28 protein-coding genes and 1 tRNA gene are annotated in these 25,935 nt (G+C 37.6%); 15 read left to right on the top strand and 14 right to left on the bottom strand.

The genetic code is table 11. The features are described from left to right. The 8 genes from rpl12p to IKS50_RS00705 all read right to left on the bottom strand — a co-directional run. The coding region (gene rpl12p, locus IKS50_RS00740) for a 50S ribosomal protein P1 (RefSeq protein ID WP_292843941.1) at positions 1-248 on the bottom strand (248 nt) is incomplete at its 3' end. A gap of 60 nt (positions 249-308) precedes the next feature. Further along, complete coding sequence (locus IKS50_RS00735; protein WP_292843939.1) at positions 309-1,319, bottom strand: 50S ribosomal protein L10; 1,011 nt, start codon at positions 1,317-1,319, stop codon at positions 309-311. Continuing rightward, entirely contained in the window at positions 1,319-1,957 is a 639-nt protein-coding gene (locus IKS50_RS00730) for a 50S ribosomal protein L1 (RefSeq protein ID WP_292843937.1), read from the bottom strand. The genes IKS50_RS00735 and IKS50_RS00730 overlap by 1 nt, the downstream gene beginning before the upstream one ends. A 177-nt stretch (positions 1,958-2,134) precedes the next feature. Further along, the gene (locus IKS50_RS00725; RefSeq protein ID WP_292843935.1) at positions 2,135-2,617 is read right to left on the bottom strand and encodes a 50S ribosomal protein L11; all 483 of its coding nucleotides are present in this window, start codon (positions 2,615-2,617) and stop codon (positions 2,135-2,137) included. Then, positions 2,617-3,087, bottom strand: a complete 471-nt coding sequence (locus IKS50_RS00720) for a transcription elongation factor Spt5 (protein WP_292605964.1) — start codon at positions 3,085-3,087, stop codon at positions 2,617-2,619. The genes IKS50_RS00725 and IKS50_RS00720 overlap by 1 nt, the downstream gene beginning before the upstream one ends. Positions 3,088-3,317: 230 nt before the next feature. Then, positions 3,318-3,497 carry a protein translocase SEC61 complex subunit gamma gene (locus IKS50_RS00715; RefSeq protein WP_292843934.1) on the bottom strand — a complete coding sequence of 60 codons (180 nt, stop codon included), beginning with the start codon at positions 3,495-3,497 and terminating at the stop codon, positions 3,318-3,320. Between the two features lie 110 nt (positions 3,498-3,607). Beyond that, entirely contained in the window at positions 3,608-4,744 is a 1,137-nt protein-coding gene (gene ftsZ, locus IKS50_RS00710) for a cell division protein FtsZ (protein WP_292843932.1), read from the bottom strand. Positions 4,745-4,841: 97 nt separating this feature from the next. Continuing rightward, on the bottom strand, positions 4,842-5,417 hold the full coding sequence (locus IKS50_RS00705; RefSeq protein WP_292843930.1) for a pyruvate kinase alpha/beta domain-containing protein: 576 nt from the start codon (positions 5,415-5,417) through the stop codon (positions 4,842-4,844). Between the two features lie 79 nt (positions 5,418-5,496). Here IKS50_RS00705 and IKS50_RS00700 point away from each other — a divergent pair, with 79 nt between their 5' ends. The 7 genes from IKS50_RS00700 to IKS50_RS00670 all read left to right on the top strand — a co-directional run bounded on the left by IKS50_RS00700 (position 5,497) and on the right by IKS50_RS00670 (position 9,655). Next, positions 5,497-6,357: a coenzyme F420-0:L-glutamate ligase gene (locus IKS50_RS00700; protein ID WP_292843947.1), complete on the top strand. Its 861-nt coding sequence runs from the start codon at positions 5,497-5,499 to the stop codon at positions 6,355-6,357. A 247-nt stretch (positions 6,358-6,604) separates the two neighbouring features. Then, positions 6,605-7,090 (top strand): transcription factor E, encoded by a 486-nt coding sequence (gene tfe / locus IKS50_RS00695; protein WP_394357515.1) that lies wholly within the window; start codon positions 6,605-6,607, stop codon positions 7,088-7,090. A 5-nt stretch (positions 7,091-7,095) separates the two neighbouring features. Beyond that, positions 7,096-7,587, top strand: a complete 492-nt coding sequence (locus tag IKS50_RS00690; RefSeq protein WP_292843926.1) for a TIGR00295 family protein — start codon at positions 7,096-7,098, stop codon at positions 7,585-7,587. Between the two features lies 1 nt (position 7,588). Then, the gene (locus IKS50_RS00685; protein WP_292843919.1) at positions 7,589-8,500 is read left to right on the top strand and encodes a DUF5591 domain-containing protein; all 912 of its coding nucleotides are present in this window, start codon (positions 7,589-7,591) and stop codon (positions 8,498-8,500) included. Positions 8,501-8,562: 62 nt separating this feature from the next. Continuing rightward, positions 8,563-8,847, top strand: a complete 285-nt coding sequence (locus IKS50_RS00680) for an iron-sulfur cluster assembly protein (protein WP_292843917.1) — start codon at positions 8,563-8,565, stop codon at positions 8,845-8,847. Positions 8,848-8,949: 102 nt separating this feature from the next. Further along, positions 8,950-9,024 (top strand) — tRNA-Ile (locus IKS50_RS00675). 115 nt (positions 9,025-9,139) lie between these two features. Continuing rightward, the gene (locus IKS50_RS00670) at positions 9,140-9,655 is read left to right on the top strand and encodes an amino acid-binding protein (protein ID WP_292843915.1); all 516 of its coding nucleotides are present in this window, start codon (positions 9,140-9,142) and stop codon (positions 9,653-9,655) included. On the opposite strand, the gene IKS50_RS00665 is transcribed toward IKS50_RS00670, so the two are convergent. Continuing rightward, the gene (locus IKS50_RS00665) at positions 9,649-9,924 is read right to left on the bottom strand and encodes a HypC/HybG/HupF family hydrogenase formation chaperone (RefSeq protein WP_292843913.1); all 276 of its coding nucleotides are present in this window, start codon (positions 9,922-9,924) and stop codon (positions 9,649-9,651) included. The two genes, IKS50_RS00670 and IKS50_RS00665, sit on opposite strands and share 7 nt — an antisense overlap. A 78-nt stretch (positions 9,925-10,002) precedes the next feature. Here IKS50_RS00665 and IKS50_RS00660 point away from each other — a divergent pair, with 78 nt between their 5' ends. Then, positions 10,003-11,304 carry an NAD(P)/FAD-dependent oxidoreductase gene (locus tag IKS50_RS00660; protein ID WP_292843911.1) on the top strand — a complete coding sequence of 434 codons (1,302 nt, stop codon included), beginning with the start codon at positions 10,003-10,005 and terminating at the stop codon, positions 11,302-11,304. A 5-nt stretch (positions 11,305-11,309) separates the two neighbouring features. Here the strand turns inward: IKS50_RS00660 and IKS50_RS00655 are convergent, their stop codons facing one another. Genes IKS50_RS00655 through IKS50_RS00645 form a run of 3 tightly spaced genes read right to left on the bottom strand, consistent with a single transcriptional unit; the run spans position 11,310 to position 14,442 of the window. Continuing rightward, the gene (locus tag IKS50_RS00655) at positions 11,310-12,359 is read right to left on the bottom strand and encodes a glycosyltransferase (RefSeq protein WP_292843909.1); all 1,050 of its coding nucleotides are present in this window, start codon (positions 12,357-12,359) and stop codon (positions 11,310-11,312) included. Between the two features lie 4 nt (positions 12,360-12,363). Then, positions 12,364-13,326: a cell wall biosynthesis protein gene (locus IKS50_RS00650; protein WP_292843907.1), complete on the bottom strand. Its 963-nt coding sequence runs from the start codon at positions 13,324-13,326 to the stop codon at positions 12,364-12,366. Between the two features lie 54 nt (positions 13,327-13,380). Continuing rightward, positions 13,381-14,442 (bottom strand): mRNA surveillance protein pelota, encoded by a 1,062-nt coding sequence (locus IKS50_RS00645; RefSeq protein ID WP_292843905.1) that lies wholly within the window; start codon positions 14,440-14,442, stop codon positions 13,381-13,383. Between the two features lie 55 nt (positions 14,443-14,497). Between IKS50_RS00645 and IKS50_RS00640 the strand changes: the two genes are divergently transcribed. The 3 genes from IKS50_RS00640 to IKS50_RS00630 all read left to right on the top strand — a co-directional run bounded on the left by IKS50_RS00640 (position 14,498) and on the right by IKS50_RS00630 (position 19,367). Continuing rightward, positions 14,498-15,808 carry a prephenate dehydrogenase gene (locus IKS50_RS00640; protein WP_366664903.1) on the top strand — a complete coding sequence of 437 codons (1,311 nt, stop codon included), beginning with the start codon at positions 14,498-14,500 and terminating at the stop codon, positions 15,806-15,808. 313 nt (positions 15,809-16,121) lie between these two features. After that, complete coding sequence (locus IKS50_RS00635; RefSeq protein ID WP_292843900.1) at positions 16,122-18,317, top strand: CDC48 family AAA ATPase; 2,196 nt, start codon at positions 16,122-16,124, stop codon at positions 18,315-18,317. Between the two features lie 216 nt (positions 18,318-18,533). Beyond that, positions 18,534-19,367: a methanogenesis marker 8 protein gene (locus IKS50_RS00630; RefSeq protein ID WP_292843898.1), complete on the top strand. Its 834-nt coding sequence runs from the start codon at positions 18,534-18,536 to the stop codon at positions 19,365-19,367. Positions 19,368-19,652: 285 nt separating this feature from the next. On the opposite strand, the gene IKS50_RS00625 is transcribed toward IKS50_RS00630, so the two are convergent. After that, complete coding sequence (locus IKS50_RS00625; RefSeq protein WP_292843896.1) at positions 19,653-20,324, bottom strand: PolC-type DNA polymerase III; 672 nt, start codon at positions 20,322-20,324, stop codon at positions 19,653-19,655. A 74-nt stretch (positions 20,325-20,398) separates the two neighbouring features. Here IKS50_RS00625 and thiC point away from each other — a divergent pair, with 74 nt between their 5' ends. After that, a complete protein-coding gene (thiC, locus tag IKS50_RS00620) occupies positions 20,399-21,673 on the top strand; it encodes a phosphomethylpyrimidine synthase (RefSeq protein WP_292843894.1) in 1,275 nt (424 codons plus the stop codon). Next, positions 21,673-23,331, top strand: coding sequence for an ATP-dependent DNA ligase (locus tag IKS50_RS00615; protein ID WP_292843892.1), 1,659 nt, complete (start codon positions 21,673-21,675; stop codon positions 23,329-23,331). The genes thiC and IKS50_RS00615 overlap by 1 nt, the downstream gene beginning before the upstream one ends. Here the strand turns inward: IKS50_RS00615 and IKS50_RS00610 are convergent. Next, entirely contained in the window at positions 23,328-23,951 is a 624-nt protein-coding gene (locus IKS50_RS00610) for a queuosine precursor transporter (protein WP_292843890.1), read from the bottom strand. The two genes, IKS50_RS00615 and IKS50_RS00610, sit on opposite strands and share 4 nt — an antisense overlap. An 86-nt stretch (positions 23,952-24,037) precedes the next feature. Between IKS50_RS00610 and IKS50_RS00605 the strand changes: the two genes are divergently transcribed. Beyond that, complete coding sequence (locus IKS50_RS00605) at positions 24,038-24,436, top strand: OB-fold nucleic acid binding domain-containing protein (RefSeq protein ID WP_292843888.1); 399 nt, start codon at positions 24,038-24,040, stop codon at positions 24,434-24,436. 65 nt (positions 24,437-24,501) lie between these two features. Further along, complete coding sequence (gene glmM, locus IKS50_RS00600) at positions 24,502-25,866, top strand: phosphoglucosamine mutase (protein ID WP_292843886.1); 1,365 nt, start codon at positions 24,502-24,504, stop codon at positions 25,864-25,866. Positions 25,867-25,935 lie beyond the last annotated feature (69 nt).

The following is a 25,935-nucleotide window of genomic DNA, read 5'->3' as shown; positions in this document are numbered from 1 at the left end:
TCTTCTTCTTCCTCTTCTTCTTCAACTACTTCTTCTGCTGCAGGTGCTGCTGCTACTGGTGCAGCTGCTGCCATAGCAGTAGTTTCCATAGCTTCATCGATGTCTACATCTTCTAAAGCTGCGATTAAAGCTTTGATTCTAGCGTCATCAGCTTCAATTCCTGCTGCTTCAATAATACTTTTAACATTTTCTTCGTTAATATCTTTTTCTGCACTGTGCAAAATCATTGCCGCATATATATATTCCATGTTATCACCATTAGTTTATTTTAAAGTGTTAGTTTTCAATAATAATTAAAATTTTTAAGTTTAACCAAACAGAGCTCCTAACCCAGCTGCTGCTGTTTCTTCACTATTTTCTTCTTCTTCCTCGTCTTCCTCTTCTTCTTCAACAACTTCTTCTGCTGCTGGAGCTGCTGCTACAGCAACGCTGGAAAGTTTTTCAGCTAATTCGTCGTCGATAGCACCAGGTGCATCAGCAACTTCTGCTGCTAAAGCTAACATTTTAGCTTGTGCTAAACCGATAATTGGTTCTGAAGTTTCAGAGGTCATGATAGCTGCTTGTACACCGACATTAATTGCTCTGGTGTATGCGAGAGTAATAATAGTGGAAATAGTTTCGTCAGTAGGTATTGCTGCATTTACAGATAAGTTAAATGCATTTCTGAATGCATTCTGTATGTCAGCTAATGTTTGTTCTTCATCGATTGCGAGTAAATCAGAAGTGTAAACAGATCCTTCTTCATATACTGCTTTTAAATTAATTCCTACTTCCATCGGATTGATGTCCATTCTTGATAATGTTGCTGCAACTTGTTTGGATACTTCCTCACCGGCTGCCACTACAACAGTGTCTTTTTGAACGCAAATTTTTCCTTTGTCGATTTTTGCAGGAATTCCCACTTGTTGTAATTCACCTAAAAATGGACCTGGTTCAAATCCAGTGTCCCCTTCCGGCACTACAATATCTTCAGGAGCAATAGCACCTGGTTTTGCAGGAGCTGAAGTTTTGCTGTCTTCCAATATTTTGTATAGTTTGAAAGGGTTCATTTCGGTTGCGATAATTGCAACTTGACCATCCATATGTTCAGATAAATCAACAATGTTGGTTTTATCAGCATTGCAATCTTCTAAAGCTAAATTAATAAGGTTTATTTTGGACATTCTGATAACAGCTTTGCCTTTGAGAGATTTTCTCATTTCTTGGAGCTGTTTTGCAGGAATGTTCATCAAGTCGACGATACCGATTACTTCGTGTTCGCCAATGATACCTTTTAGCTCGTTAACTTCTTCCTTTTTCCATTCAGCAACATGAGCCATTAGATCACCCTCACTACTGGTCCCATAGTTGTTTTAATAAACATGGACTTTATTTGACTTCTTCCTTTTTCTAAATTGCGGTCTAAGACTGTAAGAACAGTTTCAACATTTTCAGCTATGTCCTCGTCTGACATGTCTTGGCTTCCAACAACAATTTGAATACTTGCTTGTTGTTTTACACCAACTTTGACAGTATTTCGTAATCTTTCTAAAAGAGGATCTAGTTTGATACTTGCAGGCACCGGTTTAGGCATTTTTCCACGAGGACCAAGAACTGGACCTAAGAATCTACCTACGAGCGGCATCATATCAGCTTGAGCTACTAAGAAATCAACAGAGTTAGCCATTTTTTTAGCTGCTTTTCTGTCTTTTCCAAACTCTTCTAAATCTACTTTGTTGATTACGACGTCAAGACCAGCATCTTTAGCTTGAACAATGAGTTCCCCATCAGCAATGACTCCGATATTAATATCTTTGCCACGGCCATTAGGAAGAGCAACTTCCTCACTAAACCTGTTTTCTGGTTTTTTGACATCTAAGTCGCGGATGTTGATAATAACATCTACGGACTCAGTGAAGTTTCTCGGCTTTGACTGTTCTTTTGCCTCCTTCACCGCGTTCACTACATCTTGTGTCATATTTAACCCCCATGAACATTTGTTCATTGGATTTATTTTGGTTTCATGAGTATCATTACAAGAAAAAAATTCTTAAACGATTGCATGAATTAAAAACAGTATATCAATTATAACTTGAATTATAACGTCATATACACTGTATTTATTAACTTAATTTAAATTTTAACTGGACAATATCTATTCGTTTAGGATATCGTCGTATACTCCAGCATCAACATCTTTTTGTGCTTCTCTTGGGTCTTTACCGTCAACAGATAATCCCATACTTACACAGGTTCCCATAACTTCTTTGACACCTGCTTTGTAATCGTTTGCAAGTAATGAATCGAATTTCATTCTAGCGATTTTTAAAGCGGTTTCAATAGGAACATCATTAATGATGTCTAAACCTGGTTCATGAGAAGCTTTTTCGATGCCCAATTCTTCCATGATAAGCGCAGTAGTTGGCGGAGTACCGATTTCGATTTCGAATTCTTTAGTATCCCTATCAACACTGATGATTACAGGCACTTTCATTCCTGCAAAGTCAGCACTTTTTTTGTTGATTTCTTCTACTACTTGCATCATGTTAATACCGAGAGGTCCTAAAGCAGGTCCTAATGGTGGTCCAGGAGTAGCGGTTCCACCTTCGATAAGAACTTCGACTGTATCTTTAGCCATCAGTCAGCCTCCTTTTGAATTATTCTAATTTGATCAGCTTTAACAGTAACCGGAATTGGCACTGCAGCTTCTATTAACTCAAGAACGACTTCTTCACGTGATTCATCAATACGAACCACTTTTGCTCTTTCACCTTTAAATGGGCCAGAAATAAGCTCCACAATACTTCCTTTTTGAATAGAGGAAATAATAGGTTCCGGTTTTAAGAATCTTTTCACTTCTTCAAAGGTAATACCAACACTACCTTCTACAACCCCTCTTAAATGTTGTACTTTTAAATCAGGATTCCTAAGATCTATTTTTGTTGAAGATTCAACTAGAATATATCCTTTTAAAGATTCTGGAACAAGAATTGATGAAATGCCTATGCCATCAATAGTTCTAGCTTTACGTGCTAGAAGTCTTGCAACATTTCTTTCTTGACCTGCAGAGGTCTTAAGAGCATATATGGAACTGTTAGTATCTTCCATGAAAAATTCACCTATATTTTTAAATTTTTACTTGTTAATAAAATCATACATTAAGTTAAAAAATATTATAAAAGCCATTATTTTCCGAAATAAAATCTGAAAAATAAGATTTCTATAATAGTAATATATATGATAAATCATAGTATTTAAAAGTTTTCAAAAAAACAATATTTCCTAGAAAAAATATGCAAAATAAAAAAAATTAATGGATCAAAAAAAGAAGATTGGTTTTATAAACCAATTAAATAACCGAAACAGACGATAAGATATCCGATACCGCCAACGATTACAACCCCAATAGCTGAAACCTTAGCTAAATCCAAATATTCTTTTCCGTCAGGCTTTCTTGATACCTTTAATACTCTTTTTGCATCTTTAATAAATTTGTCAAAAGTTTCTTTAAAATCCATATAAATAACCTTAAAATTAAAAAAATTATACTAAATTAATAGTAATAAATAATTTATAGTCTGACCATTAATAAATGTTTGCATCATTACAAAAAAAATGAAGATAGAATTTAGAAAATTCCATCAATAAAATCATCTAATTGGTCGCTAGCTGCATCAGCTTGGCTAATGTCATCATTATAATCATTGTCTGATGTACTGTCTGATGTATAATTAGCCTTAATGCCTGAAACAACCACAGTGGTTCTAACAACATTTTGGAGACTTTCGTCAATTTGAGTACCCCAAATAATGTTGGCTTCAGGATCTAACTTGTCAGCAACAACTTGAACGATTTTTTCAGCTTCATGTAATGTCAAATCAGAACTACCAGTTATGTTAACTAATGCACCGGTAGCGTTTGAAATATCGATGTCCAATAATGGGCTGCTTAATGCTTCATGTACGGATTCTAAAGCTCTGTCTCCAGATTCAGATTCTCCCATACCAATCATTGCCATACCGGAACCGCCCATGATACTCTTAATGTCTGCGAAGTCTAAACTTACAAGACCTTTTTTGGTAATCAATTCTGTGATTCCTTTAACGGCTCTGCCCAATATTTCATCTGATACCATGAATGCTTTATTCAATGGTAAGTTCGGAGCCACTTCCAATAATTTATCATTTGGTATAATAATAACGGTGTCGGAAGCTTCTTGAAGTTTTTCTAAACCTTGTTCTGCGTTTTCTCTTCTTTTGATACCTTCAGCAGAAAACGGCATAGTAGCAACAGCAACAGTTAATGCTCCTAATTTTTTAGATAATTTAGCGATAATTGGTGCTGAACCTGTACCGGTTCCTCCACCAAGACCACAGGTCACAAATACCATGTCTGCGCCTTCTAATTCTTCTCTGATTTCATCTTCACTTTCTTCAGCGCATTCTTCACCGACTGATGGGTTTCCGCCTGCACCTAATCCTTTTGAAGTTTGTCTACCAAGAAGAATCTTTTTGCCTGACTGGCTGTAAAATAAATCTTGAGCATCAGTATTTACTGCTATAGTTGTTGCGCCTTCAATACCCATTTCGTTTAATCTTGTAATGGTATTATTTCCAGCTCCACCAGCACCAACAACATATATATTAGTTTTAGCTTCTTTAATTAACTCTATAAGATCATCATCAATGTCTGAAGAGAGTTTTTCTGGTGTTTTCTCTTCCATTCTTTGTTCGGATTCTTTGATTGCATCATCTATAAATTTCACAACTTAACCCCACTATCGCTTATTTAATATAATTGTTAAATATTTCTATTGTAACTAATATTTAAATGCAACTAATTATTATATTAATTTGTAATATTTAATCTTTAGGCATTGCAATTATTTCATGGAACTTTAACTTAAATAAATCTTTTGCATTGACAGGGGTCAAAATAACTGCAGTATCAACGCCGTGGCCTCTGCCTCCAATGGCAATTATTTTTTCGCCGACCGGGATTAATCCTGCATCTGCAGCCATTATGGAGATTTCTGCAGATACTTTAATACCATGTGAAAACATTCTTAATGTATCGGCAACGACATCCAAAGGGGAATATCCTCCATACTTGTTGGTTACTCCTCTTGCAGCCCCGCTGAATGCATGACTTCCAAAATATGTCTTAATTCCAACGTCTTCTAATTTTTCAACCATATCCTGAGAGATATCCGGTTCATTAGGGCCGCTGAATCCCATATGATGGGTGACATTAATTATTTCAACGTCGAACTCTTCAATAGCCCCATACAACTTCAATGCAGATGCTCCGGTTGATGAAGCAATCAATACCCTTTTGATACCGTCTGTGGCTTCCAATTTATCACGAACAGCCTTAACCAGCTCATCAGTATAATCATTTCCTTGCTCTTCAAAATATGTAATGAATTTTCTTTCCATACTATCATCCCAATAGATAATTATTTAAAAGTCTATTATTTATATTATTTAATATCAATTTTTAATAAAGATTTTTATGATGACCTCTGAACTTGACAATATAAAGCATGTGAAAAATGGAGATTATATCGTAATCCCTATTGAAACCGGCTACATCAAGCCCAACGAAAATCTGGACTGCATAATCGAACCTGCAAAAAGACTGATGGAAGACAATGATTATCTGGTCATTGCAGAAACTCCCGTTTCAGTTTCACAGAACCGTCTGGTTGATGAGGCACTCTACACACCATCACTGACCGCAAAATTTCTAACGGTCGTTTGGAGCAAATACCTGTGGGGATACATTCTGGGACCTCTGCTTAAAATCAAAAAAAGAACCATAATGAATCTGAGAAAACTTCCAAAGGAAACCGAAGCCCACAAGGAAGTCGTCCTTCAATTATATGGTCTGAAACATGCCCTTAAACCCGCTTCAGAAGCAGGAATTGATTTGAGCAATGCGCCCGGAACATTTGTTTCGCTTCTTCCCGAAAATCCCGAAAAAGTGGCAAAAGAAATTAAAAAGGAAATCGGAAAGGAAGTCTGCGTGATGATTATAGACACGGATGCCACCTACATGAAAAACGGGAAATACTTCACCGCCCTTCCAATAGCCATTGAAGGCATCGATGCGGATAACGGATTTTTGGGATATGTGAGGGGGCAGCTGTCTGAAAACATGGGATCCACCCCATTGGGCTGCAGCGAAAAGATAGATGTCGAAACCGCCTTAAAAATGGCGAACATTGCGGAAGATTATCAGAAATCCCTTTCAACAGAAATGAAAACAATCCATAGCGTCAAAGAGGTTTTAGGCTCTGAAATTGATGAAGTAACTATCGAAGACCTTGATTCCATCACACACACTCCTGCGGTAATTATAAGAAAAGTATTATAATTAGATAAATTTTTATAAGAAAAAAAACATAATTATAAAATTAATATAGAGTGTTAGGGGAAATCAAATGATAAATAATCCATTAGTAAAAAAATCATTATCAAAAATCGTTGAAAAAGAACATGAAGAAACTCTTAAAAAGAGATTTAAAGAATATTACCCAGATGAAGAAACCCCTGAAGGAATTGATAATCTTATAAGAGCATTGAACCTACCACAAGAAGATATACAGCATATTGCTAATGATATTCAAGAAACAGTTGAAAAAACCATCATACCAATCATTAACGCATTAATGGACGGTATTGAAACCGATGAAGAGATTGCGGCAAAAACTGAAATCAAGTTAAATATTGTTAGAAAAATATTATACAAGCTCTATGACTTGAAAATTGCTAATTATAAGAGAAGCAAAGATCCTGAAACACAATGGTACACTTATTCTTGGAAATTTGATGAGGAAGAATTGGTCAGGCAAATAAATGAGGAATGTGAAAAAGAGCTGAATGAGCTCAATGCCACATTGGAAAACGAAGAAAACAACATGTTTTTCGTTTGCCCGCAAGGCCATGTAAGATACAATTTCGACACAGCTTCAGACGAAGAATTCCTGTGCGTATGCGGTGAGGAACTGGTATTCCAAGACAATTCCGACATGATTGAAGGAATCAAGCAAAGCATCAAATTGACCAAAAGTGATTTAGATTCATTTAATGAAAGCCTACAAAAATAGATAAAATGGAACTTAAATTGCTTGAAAAGGAAAACACTCCTGAAAACGTTATCCAACACTGCATAGCCGTTTGCAAAAAAGCTATGAAAATAGCTGCTAATTTTGACAATGCCGATAAAGACCTTATCAGACAGGGCGCCCTATTGCATGATATCGGAAGATCCAGAACCCATGGAATTTCACACGCAATTGAAGGAGTTGAAATAGCGCGGGAATACGGCTATCCGACTGAAGTGCTGAATATCATTGAAAGGCACATCGGCGCGGGGATAACTCCCGAAGAAGCCGTTAAGCTCGGACTTCCTGAAAAATCCTATCTTCCCATTACACTCGAAGAAAAAATTGTCGCTCATGCCGATAATCTGATAAGTGGAACAAAAGAGGTCGATGTCGATTTTGTAATCAGCAAATGGAAAAGAACTATCGAAGACAGCGAAGATAACATTGAAAGACTAATTGAACTGGATAATGAGTTGATAAAAGCCTTTGAGGAATAATATGAAAGTAATTTGTTCAAGTGAAGAATCCCTGTACCGTCCCGAAGCGGTCAGATGGAGACAGAGAATGGAAATGATGGAACCGTTGGGCGATACTGTCGTTCTATTGCCCTGCAGTATGAAAAAACCATATTCCGATTCCAAATCCCATCAGAAGTTTAGGAAATTAACAAGGTCATTTCAGGAACTTATTGTTACCTCCCCATTTGGAATATGTCCGAGGGAACTTGAAAATACATTCCCGATTCAATCCTATGACGTGAGCACTACCGGATCATGGTCCGCCGACGAAATTGAGGAGACCGGGAAATTGATAGCAAAATATTGCGAAGGCAAAAACATTGTAGCCAACCTTGCCGGAGGCTATCTGGAATCATTGGAAGCCTACGTCGATGAGTTTACCAACGTCTGCGTCAATGAGCGTCCGACCTCGCCCGACTCACTCTACAATTTGAGGATGGAACTCAAGAATCACCAGAGGATAAGCAGACACGAAAAGACCCTGCACGGACTCAGGTCAATAGCCAGATACCAGTTTGGTGAAAACGGTGACAAATTCATACCAGACAATGTTAAAACCAAAGGAATGTATCACAAAAGAATCCTGTCAAACGGCACACAGTTGGCATTGCTGAACAAGGATTACGGATTGTTCAGACTGAATTTGGCAGGCGGAGAAATCCTCAAGGATTTGGGAATCCATATCGTAAACATTGATTTTGAACTGCAGACAAATACCGTCTTTGCACCTGGAATTGAAAAGGCCGACCATAAAATCGTTCCGAACGACGAAGTGGTTGTCGTTCATGATGACACCGTTGTCGGAGTGGGAAGGGCTGTAATGACCGGTCGTGAGATGGAAGAATGCACCAATGGTATCGGCGTCAAACTTAAACATCGCCTAAAAAAATAACAAGATATATAAATAACCATTAGTAATACTTATAACTACATAAATTTATTAGGAGATTAGATATGTCAGAAGATTTAGTAAATGATATTAAAGATGCTATTACTCCAATTAATGACCCTCACATGGGAATCAGTATTGTAGAAATGGGCATTGTACAAGACATTACCGTTGACGGTGATCAAGCTGAAATTATCCTTAAACCAACCAACCCTGGTTGTATGAGTATAACCCGTATTGCTGCTGATGCTAAAATCAGAGCTGAAAGCGTTGAAGGTATTGAAAAAGCTATTATTACTGTTGAAGGACATGCTATGGCAGAGTCCATTAACGAAATGATTAATAGATAAATTTTATTAAATTTTAACTAATTACTCGAATAACCGAAACAGTTATATATAGTAATTTATATATGTATTAGTGTTGACAGTTAACTGTCACACAAATTTCATAGGCTAGTGGCACAGCTTGGTTAGCGCGCTCGGCTGATAACCGGGAGGTCATGGGTTCGAATCCCATCTAGCCTACTACTTACTATTTTTTAAGAATTCTGCACTCTATTTAACAATTTTATCGACTTTTTTTAGAAATAAATATATATGATATTCAACAAAACATATCTTAAATGTACAAAAAGTAGGAATGATGATAAAAATGTGGGAAAAATTAAATGAAAAATTCAAAAAATACCCTGCAAGATTAAGAGTCGCGGAAAAAATGATTGAACTTGGCCTATCCCTAGGCGAGGATGGGAAAATTTACTGTGGAAATTTAAAAATAAGTGATAAGGCACTTGCAAGTGCTGCAGAAGTTGACAGACGTGCAATAAAATCAACAATCAGCGTAATTCAAGATGATGAAGAACTATATAGCATATTCAGCAACATCATGCCTGCAGGAACCCTTCTAAAAAATATTGCAAAAAACCTTAAACTGGGAGTAATTGAAATAGAAGTAGGATCTGAAAATGAAGGCATATTAGCTAGAACAAGTAATTTAATATCAGAAAAAGGAATAAGCATCAGACAGGCATATGCTGAAGATACTGAGCTCCAGCAAAATCCTATACTAACAATAATCACCGAAGAACCTGTCAGCGGTGATTTGATAAAAGAGTTTTTAGAAATAAAAGGAGTTACAAGAGTGTCCATCTATTGATTTAGATGTTCCATTCTTGCTTTTTCCATTTCTCTATCTTCTTCTTCAAGAACCTCTAAAAGTTCTTCCCAAGCTTCTAAAGATTCTTTAGCAGCTTCTTCTGATAATTTCTCAATTGCATAACCTGCATGGATTAAAACATAATCTCCAACCTCCACATCAGGCAGGAGGTCTAATTTTGCTTGTTGTCTTGCTCCACCAAAGTCAGCATATAACCAATTATCTTCTCTATTAATTTCAACAACTTGAGCGGGTGCCGCAATACACATAAATTCTCTCTCCAAAATTTAATATATTAATACTATTAAAAGTTAGTATTATATAAAACTATCTAAAAGGGTGTTAAAATGGAAAATATTGTTATTGGATCCGGGCCTGCAGGAAGATTAGCTTCTCTTGAACTTGGAAAACTAGGTGAAGAAGTTACTTTAATTGAAAAAAATCATATTGCAGGAACCTGTCTCAACGAAGGATGTATGGTTGTTTGTGCACTAACAGACATAACCAAATTTATTGATTCAAATAAACGCTTCAATAATTACGGTTTTATTAAAAGCCAGCTTGAAATTTCTTATGAAAAAATTGTGGAAAAGATTACTGAAACACAAATTAAGCTTAGAGAACTTAACCAGATGGAAAATGAAAGTGTCGGCAACAACATCATCTATGGTCAGGCCAGTATTGAAGGTGATATCGTCAAGGTAAACAATGAAAGCCTTGAATATGATAATTTATTAATTGCAACAGGGGCTAGGCCGTTTATTCCGGATATTCCCGGCAAGGAATATGGATTGACCAATAAAGACATATTGAAGATTGACGACATTCCTGAAAAGTTAAACATAATTGGCGGAGGAGTCATTGCTTGTGAAATAGCCAATATCTACTCAACACTTGGCAGTGAAGTCAATATTATTGCAAGAAGCCAAATATTAAAAGAGATCAGTGAAACCACAAAAAAATATGTCCTGAAACATATTATTCCTGACGTCAATATATTTGAAAACACCAATGTTAAAGAAGCATTTAAAGATAAAGTTTTAACTGACGGCGATGCTGAATTAGAAGGAATTCCGTTTTTTGCAACCGGCAGAACACCAAACAGTGAAATTGCCAAAGGAATAGTTGAGTTAAACCCTGACAACACCATTAAAGTCAATGAAATGATGAAAACCAGTGCTGACAATATCTATGCCGCAGGAGATGTGACCGGAGGATACCAGTTAACACCGGTGGCCAGGATGGAAGGTATCACAGCCGCAAGGAATATGGCAAACTATTCCAACAAAGTAAGCTACGAATGCATTCCCCAAACATTAAGTCTGAACATGGAAGTCAGTTTTGTTGAAAATGAAAAATCAGAATGCCGTGATGAAGATAAGGCAACAATTGCATTTCCTGGAATCGGAGGGCCTGGCGCCTTTTGGAACATACTTAGCGGAGATACCGGCTATACTGAAGTAGAATTTGACAAAACTAAAAACAGGATAAACAGAATCAATCATGTCTCTCCATCCTCAGTTAGTGATATAGCATACCTATCTTATTTAATGAGAATGGATTATGATTTAGATGATTACGGCGAATTTTTAGAAATTCACCCGTCTACAGACACTAATTACAAAATAATAAAAAATATGTGGTTATAATACCACTATTCCAATTTTTTTAACATCCTATCGACCAGATTATCGGCAGCCTGAGCGCATTGCTTACCATAAGCGCTGGCATTTTTTTGAAGGGAATCATAATTCCTGAAAGCTTCATCAATGCTTTTGCAGACATCACTGACTTCGGATTCGATTATTGCTCCGGTATATACTCCGGCCATATTCTGGTATCTTCCCCATTTTATTCTTGTAAGAGCGATAATAGGTTTTTCAGAAGTTAAAGCCTCCTGAATTGAAATGCCGTCATCAGTCAGGACAGTCAAATCCGCAAATTTGAACAGATCATTCATCCAGTTAATATAACCTGCATAAATTACTTTAGAATCATCCAATGAATCCAGATATGATTCATCCAAAGGCAAACCTACCAAAACCAGATTATATTCGTCTGTTTCATTAGCTACCAGATTAATTGCATCAATCATCCCATTAAAAATTGATGATCCTGAAGAGAATAGGATTGTCTTTTTATTTTCATCAAAATTAGGGAACTCTCTGAGTTTTTCTAAAGCAACATTCGCATTGCCCCTGCCGCAGTCATCGGATAACGGATAGAATGACCTTTCCATATTTTTCGGCAAGGTTTCCCACCTATACTTGTCTATTTCGGGGAATAAAAAACAGTAGTTTAATTTAGGACAAACTGTAGAGTCAAGAGGTGTTGATATTAAAGAAAATGTAGTTTTTCGGGCCAATTTGCCTCCAAGTGATCCGACTATGGCGCCTCCGCCTAAAACTCCCAAAACAAAATCGCACCCTGATTTTTTAATGGCGCTTCTTGCCTTGAACGCAGCAGGAATTAACTTTAAAGCTCCTTTAAGAGCAGACGCTTTTGTAGCTTTATGGCCTCCGGCCTGGGGAATGGATATCTTATGCCAGGAATATCCGTTCTTTTCAAATAATATTCCCGGAGCAGATTCGTCAAGAGCGATTTCACATTCAATTCCTCTTTTTTCAAGGGCTTTTATTGCATTTAAAGCAATTGCTGCATCGCCGCCCAATCCCCTTCCAGTGACGACCAATAAACATTTCATAAATTTAGCCTCTTTTTTCCAATCTAGGAATTTCCTTGCGTGGAACATAACTCTTAGGATGTGATGCATATGGATTATATAATAATCTTCTAAAACCTAAAGAGATTAACAATGAATTTTTAACCTCATATTGCTTATCTCTCAAAATCCATTTCCTAAAGAGGTCTCCCAATCCTCCTCCGGTCAAAACATCCATGAAATAATCGCCGAATGTAGGGTCAAGTATTCTTAGTTTCTGTCTGAAGAACACTCTTAAATTATTTCTTCTAACAAATGCGATTAAAGCGACAGTTATGAAACCGAAGATTAAAACTGCAGGCAATCCTCCCATCAGATAATAAGCAATTCCTAATGCAACGCCGAATACATGGTTTCCGACTTCCCCCAGCATGATTTTTCCTGAGAAATCCAATGGGGAATAAGCAATACAAACCACCAATATTAATAATGGAGTGTAAATGGCCGGCAGTTCCTCAAATGTTGGGGAACCCAATATCAACATTGCGATAATTGTCAGGACTGACATTATAATTGTTACGATACAAGCGGATCCCGGTTGCATATCCGAAATGTTCAGTGGCTGAACCATAAGGGCAATGAATATTGAAGATAAGCCTAAACCTTCATAAAATCCGACAATCATGACAAGTATGATTCCTATTCCTCTAGATAATTGACCCCATTCAATGCCCAGTGGAGATTTTTTACGTCCCGCGACATCATCGATAAGTGCACAGATACCAATTATTAAAATAAGATTATTCAATCCGGGCAACATGTAAAGTGATAGAATTATAAATGGAATTATACCAATTGCACGTGGAATTCCACCTCTAACATTGGGGAAGAGATTTCCGAGATATCCTCTTTTTCCTAAAAATCTGAATATAATATCTAAAACAGCCGTACCTACGGCAGATAAAACAAAAACAAATACCAGTGCAAAAAGTATCGATGAAGAAATCATATTATCACAAACTTAAATTACATATTAATTTTAATTTTTCCTTATATATAAATTTTAAGAGATGTCATACCTTAAAATTGCCGCCATACCCCCAAGGCTTTCTAATTGTTTTCCGCCTTCATGCTCGCTGCTGATTACCATCACTTCACCTTTCATGTTCTCAACCATGTCCATATCCTCGCCCATATTTTCACTGGCCACCTTTGTATCAAGAATCAGCAATTGGGCAACGGCGCCTAAATTAATTGCATTTTTAGTTTCTTTAACTCCATATGCGACTTTAGATGAATTTTTAGCAATTTCCGTGAGCAGATTATTTATTGCTCCCATTTCTATAGCTACGCGGTTTTCAGAGGTTAGTTTCTCAACTGTTCCTTTTTTGAGGACTTCCGCAATTCCGTTTCTTCCGCCGGATCCTGTGGCTTCAATTATTGAAATTTTTGCCAGATCCTGATGCTTGTCCTTCAAGTAATCATAAAAATCGTTTTTGACAAATCCCGGCCCTGCAATGATTATGTTTTGGATTGAATCGAACTTGGTTATTGATTCGATGACCTTTTCATAGAATTGCACAATGTTTTTCTGCCTGTTTTTGTCAATGATTCTTTTTCCTGAAACGTGGCCTTTGATTGGGCCGTAATATTCTATCCCAAACTGCCTCATCAAGCCTAATGTTGCTGTATCGTCTTCTAAAACTACAATGATTGCAGATAATTTTTTAGACGCATCTATAGCTTGGTTTAGTCTTTTGATTGCCCATTTTGGCCATCTTTCTTTTTTGATGGTTATTGGAGTGTTGAGCTTGACTTCCAAAGTGTGGTGAGAACCTAAAGGAATCAGATCCTCAGGGCCCCTTGTAATTACTCCGGTCAACCTTAACTTTCCCGTGAACAAGTGGAAAGAGACATTTTCAATATCCAAACCTAAATAAAATGTTTTTTTAACTCCCCTGTCACTTCTGAGCTTGTCTCCAGTATTATCCTGAATTCTTCGGGTTGTTTTTGAGGAGGCGTTATCTCCAACTTCTATGATATGTGAAAGATGCCATAAATCATCCAGCGTTTCCGGGAAAACTTCAACAGTCCCCTCTTTTTCATCTTCATTTAAAATTTTCATGATTTCACAATAATTTTTCTAGTTAATATTATATACTTACTAATATAATAATTAAGTGATAAAAATGAATGTTGGAATTATTGGTGGTAGTGACGGTTTGGGAAAAACCTTAATCTACTACTTTAGAGATGAATTTGAAGTATATATCACTGCCAGAGACCACAAGAAAGGCCGTGCAGTTGCAGATGAATTAGGAGTCAATTACATTGAATCCAATGCAGGACTTGCAAACATTAGCGATATCCTGATTATATCCGTACCTATCCAGCACACCTGCGATGTCATCCGCGAAGTTGCGCCGTTTATCAAGAGCGGTTCCGTCATGATTGATGTGACTTCAGTTAAGGAAGGGCCTGCCAAAACCATGTCTGAAGTTCTGCCGGACAGTGTGGAATACATTCCAACACACCCTGTTTTCGGTCCGAGAACCACCGAACTGGACAATCAGGTGATTGTCCTGACCGCTGATAAAAAGGGCAAATGGTATGATAAGGTATACAAATACCTGGAAAGCAAGAATATGAGAATAATCGAAACCAGCGCCGAAAAGCATGATTTCATGATGAGCATCGTGCAGGTTTTAACTCATTTTTCATTCATCTCAACCGCTTCTGCAATTGAAAAGCTGAAGGTCGACATTTCTGAAACTGAGGATTATGAAAGTCCGATATATAACCTGATGATTGATATGATTGCCCGTATTGTATCTCAAAACCCGTATCTGACTTATAACATTCAGGCAATGAATAAGAACGGTCCTAAAATCAGAAACACATTTGCCGATGCCGTTTTAGAGCTGAGAGATGTTATCAATAACGGCGATTCAGAAGAGTTCATGGACATTGCCATTAGGGCTACCAAACATATGGGAGATATCAAAAACGCTTTGGGTAGAAGTGACAAGGCAATCGGCGCATTGAATTACGAATACGGAATGTTATATGATTCCATTGGTCAGGAAGTTGGTTTGATGCACATCTATTCAGGGAAAATCCATGTCGGAATTCTTGAAAGCCTGGATGACAAGACCGCGGTATTGAAGGACGGGAACAAAACCAAAAAGCTTCGCATAGCAAACATCAGGATTTTGCTTCCAGAGGAATTGTACAAATGGAAAATCGAAAATTCAAATACCAAAACCGCATTCATCAGTTGCGTGTTCCCTAAAAACGTCCATGTTGAAACTATCGAGAAAACCGTATTGAAATTAGACAATATCATTGACATCAAATTGACTGATGAATATACCGGCCCTCAAATTGATGACAAATTCATAAGCTTGACTTTTGAAGTTACTGCGCTAACCAAAGAAGATATTGAAAATGTCAAAGACCTGTTCACCGGTTTTGGCGGAGTCATCAGATAATTGTTTTATATGGAACGAACAAAAATTAAAGTGTCAAAAAGTAATTAAATTTTAGAATTTAATATATCACTTTAATATTTCTTATTTTTTATAAATTAATCATTAAAAATCAAATTAAATAAAATTAATATTATCAATCAGTAATTAGATCAAATAGCTTATTTTTAAAAGGTTTTGAAAAGTCCATAAAACCGAAACCTTTATATAGTAAAACATATACAGGTATATCTGTCAATAAAGTTACAAAAAGTAACAAAAAGATTTTGACACATTACAATTACATTACAATTACAGCCTAAAGGGAGATGATAACATGGCAGAAAATGAAATTACACTAAAAGTTGCAGAAGCAATTTCTCAAAAAGATGTCGGGCAAGGCATAGCAAGACTTGACCCAAACGTCATGGACGATTTGAACATCAAAGAAAGAGATTTGATCGAAATTGTCGGCGAGAGAAGAACTGCAGCTATCGCTCTTCCTTCACAGACCGATATTGGACTTGGAGTTATAAGGATTGATGGACTAGTTCGTAAAAACTCCGGCGCTACTATTGGTGGAGAAGTCACAATCAAAAAAACTAAAGCAACAGAAGCAAAAAAAGTTGTTTTAGCTCCAATTGAAAATAATATCCGTGTGCAAGGAGATGTGCGCGGTTTATTTGCTGGCAAAGTAATGGTCCAAGGCGACATCATTGGATCACAAATCAGAGCACCAAGACCAAGCATGGGATTCAATAGCCTATTTGAAGAATTGATGGACTTTACACCAGCAATGAAAGAAATCAAATTTGCAGTCGTATCAACTAATCCGAAAGACATTGTTATTGTTGGTCCGAATACCGAAGTTCAATTACATGAGTCCCCAGTGGACGTCAGCAAAATCGAAGGTGTTGGAAACCTCGTCGACGTAAGCTACGAAGATATCGGCGGTTTAAAAGACGAAGTTAAAAAGGTAAGGGAAATGATTGAAATTCCTCTTAAAAGACCTGAACTCTTCGAAAAATTAGGTATCGCCCCACCAAAAGGAGTATTGATGCACGGTCCGCCAGGCACAGGTAAAACTTTGCTTGCCAAAGCGGTAGCAAGTGAAAGTGATGCCCATTTCATTGCAATCAATGGGCCTGAAATCATGAGCAAATATGTTGGCGGATCTGAAGAAAACCTAAGGGAATATTTCGAAGAGGCTGAAGAAAACTCACCTTCAATCATATTTATAGACGAACTTGATGCAATCGCTCCAAAAAGAGAAGAGACCAACGGTGAAGTTGAAAGAAGAACCGTTGCCCAACTTCTAACTTTAATGGACGGTCTTAAATCCAGAGGCCAAGTGGTAGTAATCGGTGCAACCAACAGACCTGATTCACTTGATCCTGCACTCAGAAGACCTGGAAGGTTTGACCGTGAAATCGAAATCGGAGTGCCTGACTCAGAAGAAAGAAAAGAAGTACTTGAAATTCATACAAGAAACATGCCTTTGGCAGAAGACGTAGACCTCGAAAAGATCGCAAATACCACCCACGGATTTGTAGGAGCTGATCTCGAATCCTTATGTAAGGAAGCAGCTATGAGAGTAGTGAGAAGGATTTTGCCTGAAATTCAAAACGATGAAGAGATTCCAAAAGAAGTTCTGGAAAAAATCGTCGTTACAGGAGATGACTTTAAAAATGCTCAAAAGGAAATCCAACCTTCAGCTCTCAGGGAAGTGCTCGTTCAAATCCCGGATATTGGATGGGATGATGTAGGAGGTCTTGAAGATGTAAAACAGGAATTAAAAGAAGCTGTTGAATGGCCGTTAAAACACCCTGAAACATTCCAACGTTTAGGAATCAGGCCTCCAAAAGGAACCCTCCTTTACGGAATTCCTGGAACCGGTAAGACATTGCTTGCAAAAGCGGTTGCCAGTGAAAGTGAAGCGAACTTCATCTCAGTGAAAGGTCCTGAACTCTTATCCAAATGGGTTGGCGAATCCGAAAAAGGTGTAAGAGAAGTATTTAGAAAAGCTAAACAGGCTTCCCCTACTGTAATCTTTTTCGATGAAATCGATGCAATAGCCAGTACCCGTAGCGGAAACGACACCGACAGTGGTGTGACCAAAAGAGTCGTAAACCAGTTATTGACTGAAATGGACGGTTTAGAAGAACTCGAGGATGTTGCAATCATAGCCGCAACCAACAGGCCGGACATTTTAGATGCCGGTTTAATGAGACCTGGAAGATTTGACAGGCACATTCAAGTTAAAGAACCTGACGAAGAAGCCAGAATATCCATCTTTGAAGTGCACACCAAAGGTATGCCTTTAGCAGATGACGTTGACATTAAAAAATTGGCTAAAAACACTGAAGGTTATGTCGGAGCGGACATTGAATCCGTATGCAGAGAAGCGGCAATGTTGGCTCTAAGAGATGATCTTGAAGCTAGCGAAATCCCATACAAATACTTTAAACAAGCCATTGATAAAGTGAAACCGGGATATAAAAGCCTCGATGAACAATTAGTTCAATATATGTAAGGAAGAAACCACCAATTTCTTCCTTTTTCCTCCCTATTATCTGATTTCTGACCATATTAGGGAAAGATACTGACATCTTTCCCACAACCTCCATTATATTTACAAATTTATTTCTCTACCGATTGGGAAAGATACTGACATCTTTCCCACAACCTCTTTTAAGAATACTATTTTTGACAGCATATTTTATATAAAAAAATAACAATAGTTAATATTATGAGCGAACATATCATTGAAGCATTAGGAAAAAGCAGAATAACAATCAAAGACGGCAAAGTAGTTGACGTGACAGAACCTGAAGTTGAATACTGTCCTCTTTTTGATCATCATCGCGGAATTAAAAAGCTCACCCCTGAAGTGATAGCTAAAAACATCCAATTCAGAATTGACGATTTCGGAATGTGCACACCAGACAGACAATTGAGAATGAAGGACTTTCTAAGCTTTGGAATATCCGAGATCATGTGCACCTTGCTTGATGAAAATGTAATCGATTCCGTCGTGATGGTTTTGGAAGGCTGCGGAACAATAATTGTAACTGAAGGAGAATTAGTTCAAGGAATCGGCGGAAGGGTTTCAGGACTTTATAAAACAAGCCCGATACCAGAACTGATAGCTGAAATCGGTGAAGAAAACATCGTCTATCCAGAAACTGCAGACATTAATCAGATTGAAGGAATCAAATTAGCCATTGAAAAAGGATTTAAGAATATTGCAGTTACCGTTACATGTGCAAGTGATGCGGAAGGAATCAAGAAATTGCAAAATGAAAATCCAGACATTAACATCTATGTGTTTGTAGTTCACACATCAAAAAGAAGTTCCCAGGAAGCCAGAGCATTATTTGACATCTGTGATGTTGCAACCGGATGTGCTTCAAAATATATGCGTGAAATTGGGGAAGCTGAAAGCATTAAAACAGTAGGTCAGTCAATACCAATTTTTGCAAGAACTGAAAACGGCAAAAAATTCCTTGAAATGCGTCTAGAAAAAATCGGCGGGGAAAAACCTAAAAAGGACAATCCTGACTTGCCATATCCTCTAATTTAATTTTTAATAAATGAATACAATAGTGATTTGAGCCCATAAAATTGTATTTGAATTAAAATATTGATTTTAATCCATATATTTGTAGTTTAAAGAATGTAACATTAAATATATATGCTTTGAAGTACAATACCATTATTGGGATGGGAAAAAGAATTTTTTCAATAAATTGAAAAAATACTATCAGAAATATGTCATGTAATCGTTTCAGATAGATACTGAGGGGAATCATGGTTCATGCATTCGTACCTCAACATCTAAGATTTGACAGTTTTTGAAGTGATACTTCTACATTCTTGGTAAAATTCTATCGTCTCTAACCATGAATTTAGTAAAATACTGCGCCTTATATTCAATGAATGGGAATCTCGGGCCTCCAACACCATACTTAGGATTGAACCCGAATATATTAATGTATTCCGCCAAATCATCACGTTCATTTCTTAATGCTATTGCCACATCACGCAATGCCTTTGTATCGTCAATTTCCCTGTGGAAATGAACTTCTTCAATTCCATAATGGTTTACAGCATCAATTAACTTATGAGGATACTCCTTCCTATCTTTTAAAACTGTCAATGTATCGAGCCAATCGACATTTGATACAATCTCATCGGCCTCCTCAGGGAAATGTCTTTTAAGCAGGAAATAGACAAACAACAAATCGAATTGGCAATTATGGGCAATCATCAAGGTGCCGGGAGTCAATCTGTCAGCAATGTCTTCTGCAATTGTCCTTTCATCTAACCCATCATTTCTTAACATTTCGTTTGTGATGCTTGTAATTTCAGTTATTCTGGGGGAAATAGGTCTTCCAATATTTACAAATTCATTATAATCATCAGTTATGACTCCATCTTCAACCGTAAGCATGGCAAGTTCAATAATTTGGCAATCCCGACAATCTAATCCTGAAGTTTCAGTATCGAAAAATATTATTTTAATAATAAACACCCACATCAAATAATTTTAAATAATTCTATATATGTTGAAACTATATAATTAATATTGATTAGTCAACATGAGGGATAAATTTGACTCAAAAAAGTGAAGCGCAAAAAGGCAACATTACCCCCGAAATGGAGTTTGTTGCAGAATATGAAAACATAGATGTAAACAAATTAGCTAAATTAATTGACAAAGGACTAGTTGTAATTCCTAAAAACGTTAATGGAAATTCAAAACCTTGCGGTATTGGAGAAGGCCTGAAAACTAAAGTTAATGCGAATATTGGTTCTTCATCCAAAATTGATGATTTGGAACTGGAAATCAATAAGGCGAAACTGGCCCAGGAATACGGCGCGGATGCTATAATGGACTTATCAACCGGTTCTGATTTAAAATTATTCAGACGCAAAATCATGGAAGCTGTGGACTTATGTATTGGAACCGTGCCAATTTATGAAGCAGGGGTTGTAACACTTGCAAAAAACAGGGAAATAATTGACATGGACCCTGACGATATCTTCAAAGCCATTGAAAATCAGGCAAAAGAGGGAGTGGACTTTATGACTCTCCACTGCGGAATTACAAAAGATCTTGTCCAAAAGCTCAAGGCAGCTAACCGTATGATGGGAATCGTAAGCCGTGGAGGAACATTCATGGCTTCCTGGATTAATCATAATGAGATGGAAAACCCATTATATGAAAATTACGATTACCTTTTGGAATTATCCTATGAACATGACATTACATTGTCTTTAGGCGATGGGCTCAGACCGGGCTGTTTGGCTGATGCAAGTGATATCCCTCAAATTCAAGAACTTGTTAATTTAGGAACTTTGGTTAAAAGAGCTCAGGACGCTAATGTGCAGGTCATGGTAGAAGGTCCGGGCCACATGCCCCTTAATCAGATTAAAGCCAATATGGAAATTCAAAAAACAATTTGTCATGGTGCCCCATTCTATGTGTTGGGACCTCTTGTAACAGATATTGCGCCGGGCTATGACCATATTACCGGAGCTATCGGAGGAGCGATAGCTGCGACTGCCGGTGCCAATTTCTTATGTTATGTAACTCCTGCAGAGCATTTATCCTTGCCTAGCCTTGAAGATGTTAAGGAAGGAGTTGTCGCATCCAAAATTGCTGCTGAAGCGGCTGATGTGGCAAAAGGTTTGGACTCTGCATGGGCCCGCGAAAAGGCAATGGCAAAAGCGCGCAGGGAATTTGACTGGGAAGCCCAATTCGACCTTGCATTGGACAAGTCAAAACCTAGGAAATACCGTGACAAATGCGAACTTGACGATAATGAAATGTGTGCAATGTGCGGAGAATACTGCGCAGTTAAAATAGCTAAAGGTGATTTCTAATGAAATATCAGGAATTGGTGGACGTCTACTCAGCCCTTGAGGCAACCACAAAAAGACTGGAAAAAACAGAAATAATCGCCAATTATCTAAAAACATTGGATTCCGACACTATTGAAAAAGTAGGGCTGCTAATTTTGGGCGTTGTTTTTCCGGCATGGAGTTCAGAAGAAATTGGAATTGGGGGCAAATTAGTTGAAAGGGCTGTAGCTGAAGCTGTTGGAACAACACAAGCTGCAGTTGAAGATGCTGTCCGTGACGAAGGAGATATCGGACTCGCCTGCATTAAGCTATATGAAAGGAAATCCCAAATGACATTCTTCTCACAGCCTTTAACAATCGACTTTGTATTCAACAGTTTGCGCAAATTATCACAAATCAGCGGTTCACGTTCAACCAATCGTAAAATTGCAATCCTTTTAGAATTATTAAGCCAGGCAAGTGCAACAGAAGCAAAATTTTTAACCCGTACGATTACAGAAGAATTGAGAATCGGAGTGGGCGACGGAGTAGTTCGTGACGCAATAGCTGAAGCGTTCGGCATCGACAAAAAAGTGGTTGAAAGGGCACAGATGCTTACCAATGACTTTTCAGTGGTTGCAAGAACCGCCAAAGAAGAGGGAACTGAAGGTTTGGAAAAACTTAATCTGACTCCCGGAACTCCCGTCAAGCCAATGCTTGCACAATTGGCCCCGCCGCTCGATGAGATCATTCCGGAAATGGGATGTGCAATCTGTGAAACAAAATATGACGGAATCAGATTGCAGGTCCACAGGAACGGTGATGAAATCAAAATTTTCACACGCAGATTGGAAAACATTACTCACGCCCTTCCGGAAATTGTTGAATTATTCAACGAGAACCTGCCTCATGAGGATTACATTGTAGAAGGTGAAGTAATAGCTACACGTGATGGAAAACCTTTGCCTTTCCAGAATGTCCTGCACAGGGTTAGAAGAAAACATAATGTGGAAGAAGCTATGGAAAATGTTCCCTTAAAATTATTCCTATTTGATGTGTTGTATTATAAGGTTCCAATGATTGACGAGCCTTTAAAAGAAAGAAGGAAAATATTGGAAAGCATTGTTGACACTTCGGTTGATGAGATGAATTTAAGCACCCTGAAAGTCGGAACCCCTGAAAACATTGATGAACTTCAGAAACTATTTGAGGACTCGATTGAAGGCGGCCATGAAGGAATAATGATTAAGGACTGTAATGAACCGTACATCCCCGGATTAAGGGGTAAAAAAATGCTCAAATATAAAGCAGAGCCTGAAACCCTGGATATGGTTGTTATCGGCGGAACATACGGCATCGGAAAAAGAGGGGACTTTGTCGGATCTTACTTAGTGGCTTTAAGAGATGAAAATGATGAATTCAAAAGCGTGGCTTATGCCGCAACCGGTCTTGATGATGCCACTTTAGAATATCTGACCGGAAAAATGAAAGAACTTGAAATTTCAACTAAAGGACGGGAAATTAAAGTTGAACCGAAAATCGTTTTAGAAATTGCATTTTCAGAAATTGTCGAATCCCCGGAATATGAAACAGGGTACTCCCTAAGATTCCCGGTTGTTAAAAATATCCGTAAAGACAAAAGTCCAATGGACGCAGATACTGTTGAAAGATTGCTTTCAATGTATGAGACTGGAAACTAGATTTCCGGAAGTGCTTTAATTCTGTCAATTACGCTTCTTGTAATAGGGTAGACAATTATCTCATATACTGTTTTAAACAATGCTTGTGCGACAATCATTATAATTAAAGCTTCTGCAGGCATTGTTGCCCAGAATGCAATGGTAATGAAAATTATCGCATCCAGACCCTCGCCGAATAATGTCGATACGATACATCTGAAAAACAGTTTTTCCTCATCCCATTTTTTTAAATACACCATTGACTTGGCATTGACTATGCTTCCCACCAGATATGCCACAAAACTGGCTATCAGCAGTCTTAAGGTAGAGCCTAAAACAACATTGAATGCCTCTGATGCTTCGAAAAATACGGGAGCGGGCAGCCAGATAGTAATATTATAACAAATAACAGCAATCAGATTCATGAAAAATCCAAGTAAAATTACTCTACGCGCCTTTTCATATCCGTACACTTCAGCCAGAACGTCATTAACAATGTATATCAGCGGAAATATTATTACTCCGCAAGGCAATGTAAACGATAAAAGGTCAAAGGTTTTGCCCGCAATAATATTTGATATGATTAAAGCTGCAGTGAAAATTCCGGTTAAAGTTGCGTATAATTCTGTTTTTGTTACCATAATCATATTTTATATATCAATATAAATCAATTTTACGAAAATAAATCCTATCGATTATATTAATTTTTAAAACCAATCATGAAATCATGGAAATTACAGACGACAAACTTTTAAAAATCGCACTGATAACTTCATTGATCGGATTGATTGGCCTAATAGCTTTTACTCCAACAATTGAAGTTAAGGAAGTGGACATTAAGGACATAAATAGAGGGATGATTGATGAAGAAGTGAGCATCAACGGAGTGATTACGGATGTGGCCCAGTCCAGTTCAAAAACCAGCTATTTTTTAACGATAAATGACGGCGAAGCGCAAATTCCACTAATAATCTTCGAAAGACAGGTCGCTGAAATACAATCGAAAAATCTTGATATTGAAGATTTCAAAAACAGGAAAGTGCAGGTAGTCGGAACAGTTACCCAATATAATTCTGAATTGGAATTGATTTTATCCAGTGGGGACAGTTTAAGAATAATCAATTAGCAATATCTTTTTATTAATTAAAATTAAAAATAATGTTATATAAAAAAATTAAAGGAACTGAAAATATGTCTGATAAAAAAAGATTATTTGGAACCTTCGGAGTTAGAAGAACAGCAAATGATGTTTTAACTCCTGAATTCGCCACAAGACTCGCTGCCTGTTACGGTACACAAATTAAGGGAACCGTTGCTGTTGGCGGAGATACCCGTACAACTTCTCCAATGCTGATGCAAGCAGTTACAGCCGGATTGCTTTCAAGCGGTTGTGATGTGGTAAATTTAGGGATTTTGCCTACTCCAGGAGTCCAATATGCAGTCCGCAATTATTATGATGGTGGAGTGATGATTACTGCTTCACATAATCCTCCCCAATATAACGGCCTTAAATTTTTAGATGCCGACGGTATTGGAATACCTGATGATATGGAACTTGAAATTGAAAAATTATACTTTGATGAAGAGCCTGACCGTGTGGAATTCCATGAAATCGGTGAAATTTATTACAATGACAAAATAATTGAAGAGTATGTTGATGAGGCGGTTTCCAAAGTGGATACTGAAGCGATTCGTGAAGCCAACCTGAAAGTTGTAGTAGATTGCGGATCCGGTGCCGGCTGTTATACAGCCCCTTACCTAATTAGAAAACTTGGTTGTGACGTGACAACATTAAACTCACAGGCTGACGGATTTTTCCCGGGACGCGACCCCGAACCTATTGAAGAAAACCTGCAGGAATTGATTAAGGTCGTGAAAGAATTAAATGCAGACATTGGTCTTGCCCATGACGGGGATGCCGATAGAACCATTTGTATAGATGAGAAAGGAAACTTCGTTTTAGGGGATAAGACCTTTACATTAGTGGAACGGGAAATGCTTAAGGAAAACGGCGGCGGAATAATAGTTACAACCGTTGCAACTTCACAGGCAATTTATGACATTGCCGATGAATACAACGGCGAAGTAATAGCTACTGCCGTTGGCGACCTGCTTGTTGCTCGTAAACTAAAGGACGAAGACGGTTTATTCGGCGGAGAAGAAAACGGCGGTTTAATTTTCCCTGATTTTGTTTACGGAAGAGATGCAGTGATGACCGTTGCAAAAATTTTAGAAATCCTTGCAAAATCCAAAAAGCCAATTTCCGAACTGGTGAGCGAACTGCCGGTTTATTATGCAAGCAAGACAAAAATTGAATGTCCTGATGATGAAAAAGAATTCGTCATGTCCAGTATTGCTGATGAGATTAAAACAACAACTGACTATGAACTGGATTTAACCGACGGCGTCAAAATATTAAAAGAAGATGGTTGGGTAATCATCAGGCCTTCTGGAACAGAACCGATTTTCAGATGCTTTGCCGAATCTGATTCACAGGACAAAGCTGACGAGATGACCGAGTGGGGACTAGGTTTAATTGAAAAATACAAAAAATAATTCGACCCTTCCCTCACCCATTTTTTTCTTTTATTTTAATTGAAATAACAATTAATTAAAACAGGGTTT

Origin of the sequence: Methanobrevibacter sp. (assembly GCF_017539065.1) — an archaeon.
In the GTDB taxonomy this organism is placed as follows: domain Archaea; phylum Methanobacteriota; class Methanobacteria; order Methanobacteriales; family Methanobacteriaceae; genus Methanocatella.
Note: the sequence above shows the minus strand (reverse complement) of the source record. Positions and strands in the feature narration are given on the sequence as shown.

Bases quoted from the DNA above. Each gene is read 5' to 3' on its own strand.
- IKS50_RS00735 (WP_292843939.1), bottom strand. From the start codon at position 1,319: ATGGCTCATGTTGCTGAATGGAAAAAGGAAGAAGTTAACGAGCTAAAA.
- IKS50_RS00730 (WP_292843937.1), bottom strand. From the start codon at position 1,957: ATGACACAAGATGTAGTGAACGCGGTGAAGGAGGCAAAAGAACAGTCA.
- IKS50_RS00725 (WP_292843935.1), bottom strand. From the start codon at position 2,617: ATGGCTAAAGATACAGTCGAAGTTCTTATCGAAGGTGGAACCGCTACT.
- IKS50_RS00720 (WP_292605964.1), bottom strand. From the start codon at position 3,087: ATGGAAGATACTAACAGTTCCATATATGCTCTTAAGACCTCTGCAGGT.
- IKS50_RS00715 (WP_292843934.1), bottom strand. From the start codon at position 3,497: ATGGATTTTAAAGAAACTTTTGACAAATTTATTAAAGATGCAAAAAGA.
- IKS50_RS00705 (WP_292843930.1), bottom strand. From the start codon at position 5,417: ATGGAAAGAAAATTCATTACATATTTTGAAGAGCAAGGAAATGATTAT.
- IKS50_RS00700 (WP_292843947.1), top strand. From the start codon at position 5,497: ATGACCTCTGAACTTGACAATATAAAGCATGTGAAAAATGGAGATTAT.
- IKS50_RS00690 (WP_292843926.1), top strand. From the start codon at position 7,096: ATGGAACTTAAATTGCTTGAAAAGGAAAACACTCCTGAAAACGTTATC.
- IKS50_RS00685 (WP_292843919.1), top strand. From the start codon at position 7,589: ATGAAAGTAATTTGTTCAAGTGAAGAATCCCTGTACCGTCCCGAAGCG.
- IKS50_RS00680 (WP_292843917.1), top strand. From the start codon at position 8,563: ATGTCAGAAGATTTAGTAAATGATATTAAAGATGCTATTACTCCAATT.
- IKS50_RS00670 (WP_292843915.1), top strand. From the start codon at position 9,140: ATGATGATAAAAATGTGGGAAAAATTAAATGAAAAATTCAAAAAATAC.
- IKS50_RS00665 (WP_292843913.1), bottom strand. From the start codon at position 9,924: ATGTGTATTGCGGCACCCGCTCAAGTTGTTGAAATTAATAGAGAAGAT.
- IKS50_RS00660 (WP_292843911.1), top strand. From the start codon at position 10,003: ATGGAAAATATTGTTATTGGATCCGGGCCTGCAGGAAGATTAGCTTCT.
- IKS50_RS00655 (WP_292843909.1), bottom strand. From the start codon at position 12,359: ATGAAATGTTTATTGGTCGTCACTGGAAGGGGATTGGGCGGCGATGCA.
- IKS50_RS00650 (WP_292843907.1), bottom strand. From the start codon at position 13,326: ATGATTTCTTCATCGATACTTTTTGCACTGGTATTTGTTTTTGTTTTA.
- IKS50_RS00645 (WP_292843905.1), bottom strand. From the start codon at position 14,442: ATGAAAATTTTAAATGAAGATGAAAAAGAGGGGACTGTTGAAGTTTTC.
- IKS50_RS00635 (WP_292843900.1), top strand. From the start codon at position 16,122: ATGGCAGAAAATGAAATTACACTAAAAGTTGCAGAAGCAATTTCTCAA.
- IKS50_RS00630 (WP_292843898.1), top strand. From the start codon at position 18,534: ATGAGCGAACATATCATTGAAGCATTAGGAAAAAGCAGAATAACAATC.
- IKS50_RS00625 (WP_292843896.1), bottom strand. From the start codon at position 20,324: ATGTGGGTGTTTATTATTAAAATAATATTTTTCGATACTGAAACTTCA.
- IKS50_RS00615 (WP_292843892.1), top strand. From the start codon at position 21,673: ATGAAATATCAGGAATTGGTGGACGTCTACTCAGCCCTTGAGGCAACC.
- IKS50_RS00610 (WP_292843890.1), bottom strand. From the start codon at position 23,951: ATGGTAACAAAAACAGAATTATACGCAACTTTAACCGGAATTTTCACT.
- IKS50_RS00605 (WP_292843888.1), top strand. From the start codon at position 24,038: ATGGAAATTACAGACGACAAACTTTTAAAAATCGCACTGATAACTTCA.
- glmM (WP_292843886.1), top strand. From the start codon at position 24,502: ATGTCTGATAAAAAAAGATTATTTGGAACCTTCGGAGTTAGAAGAACA.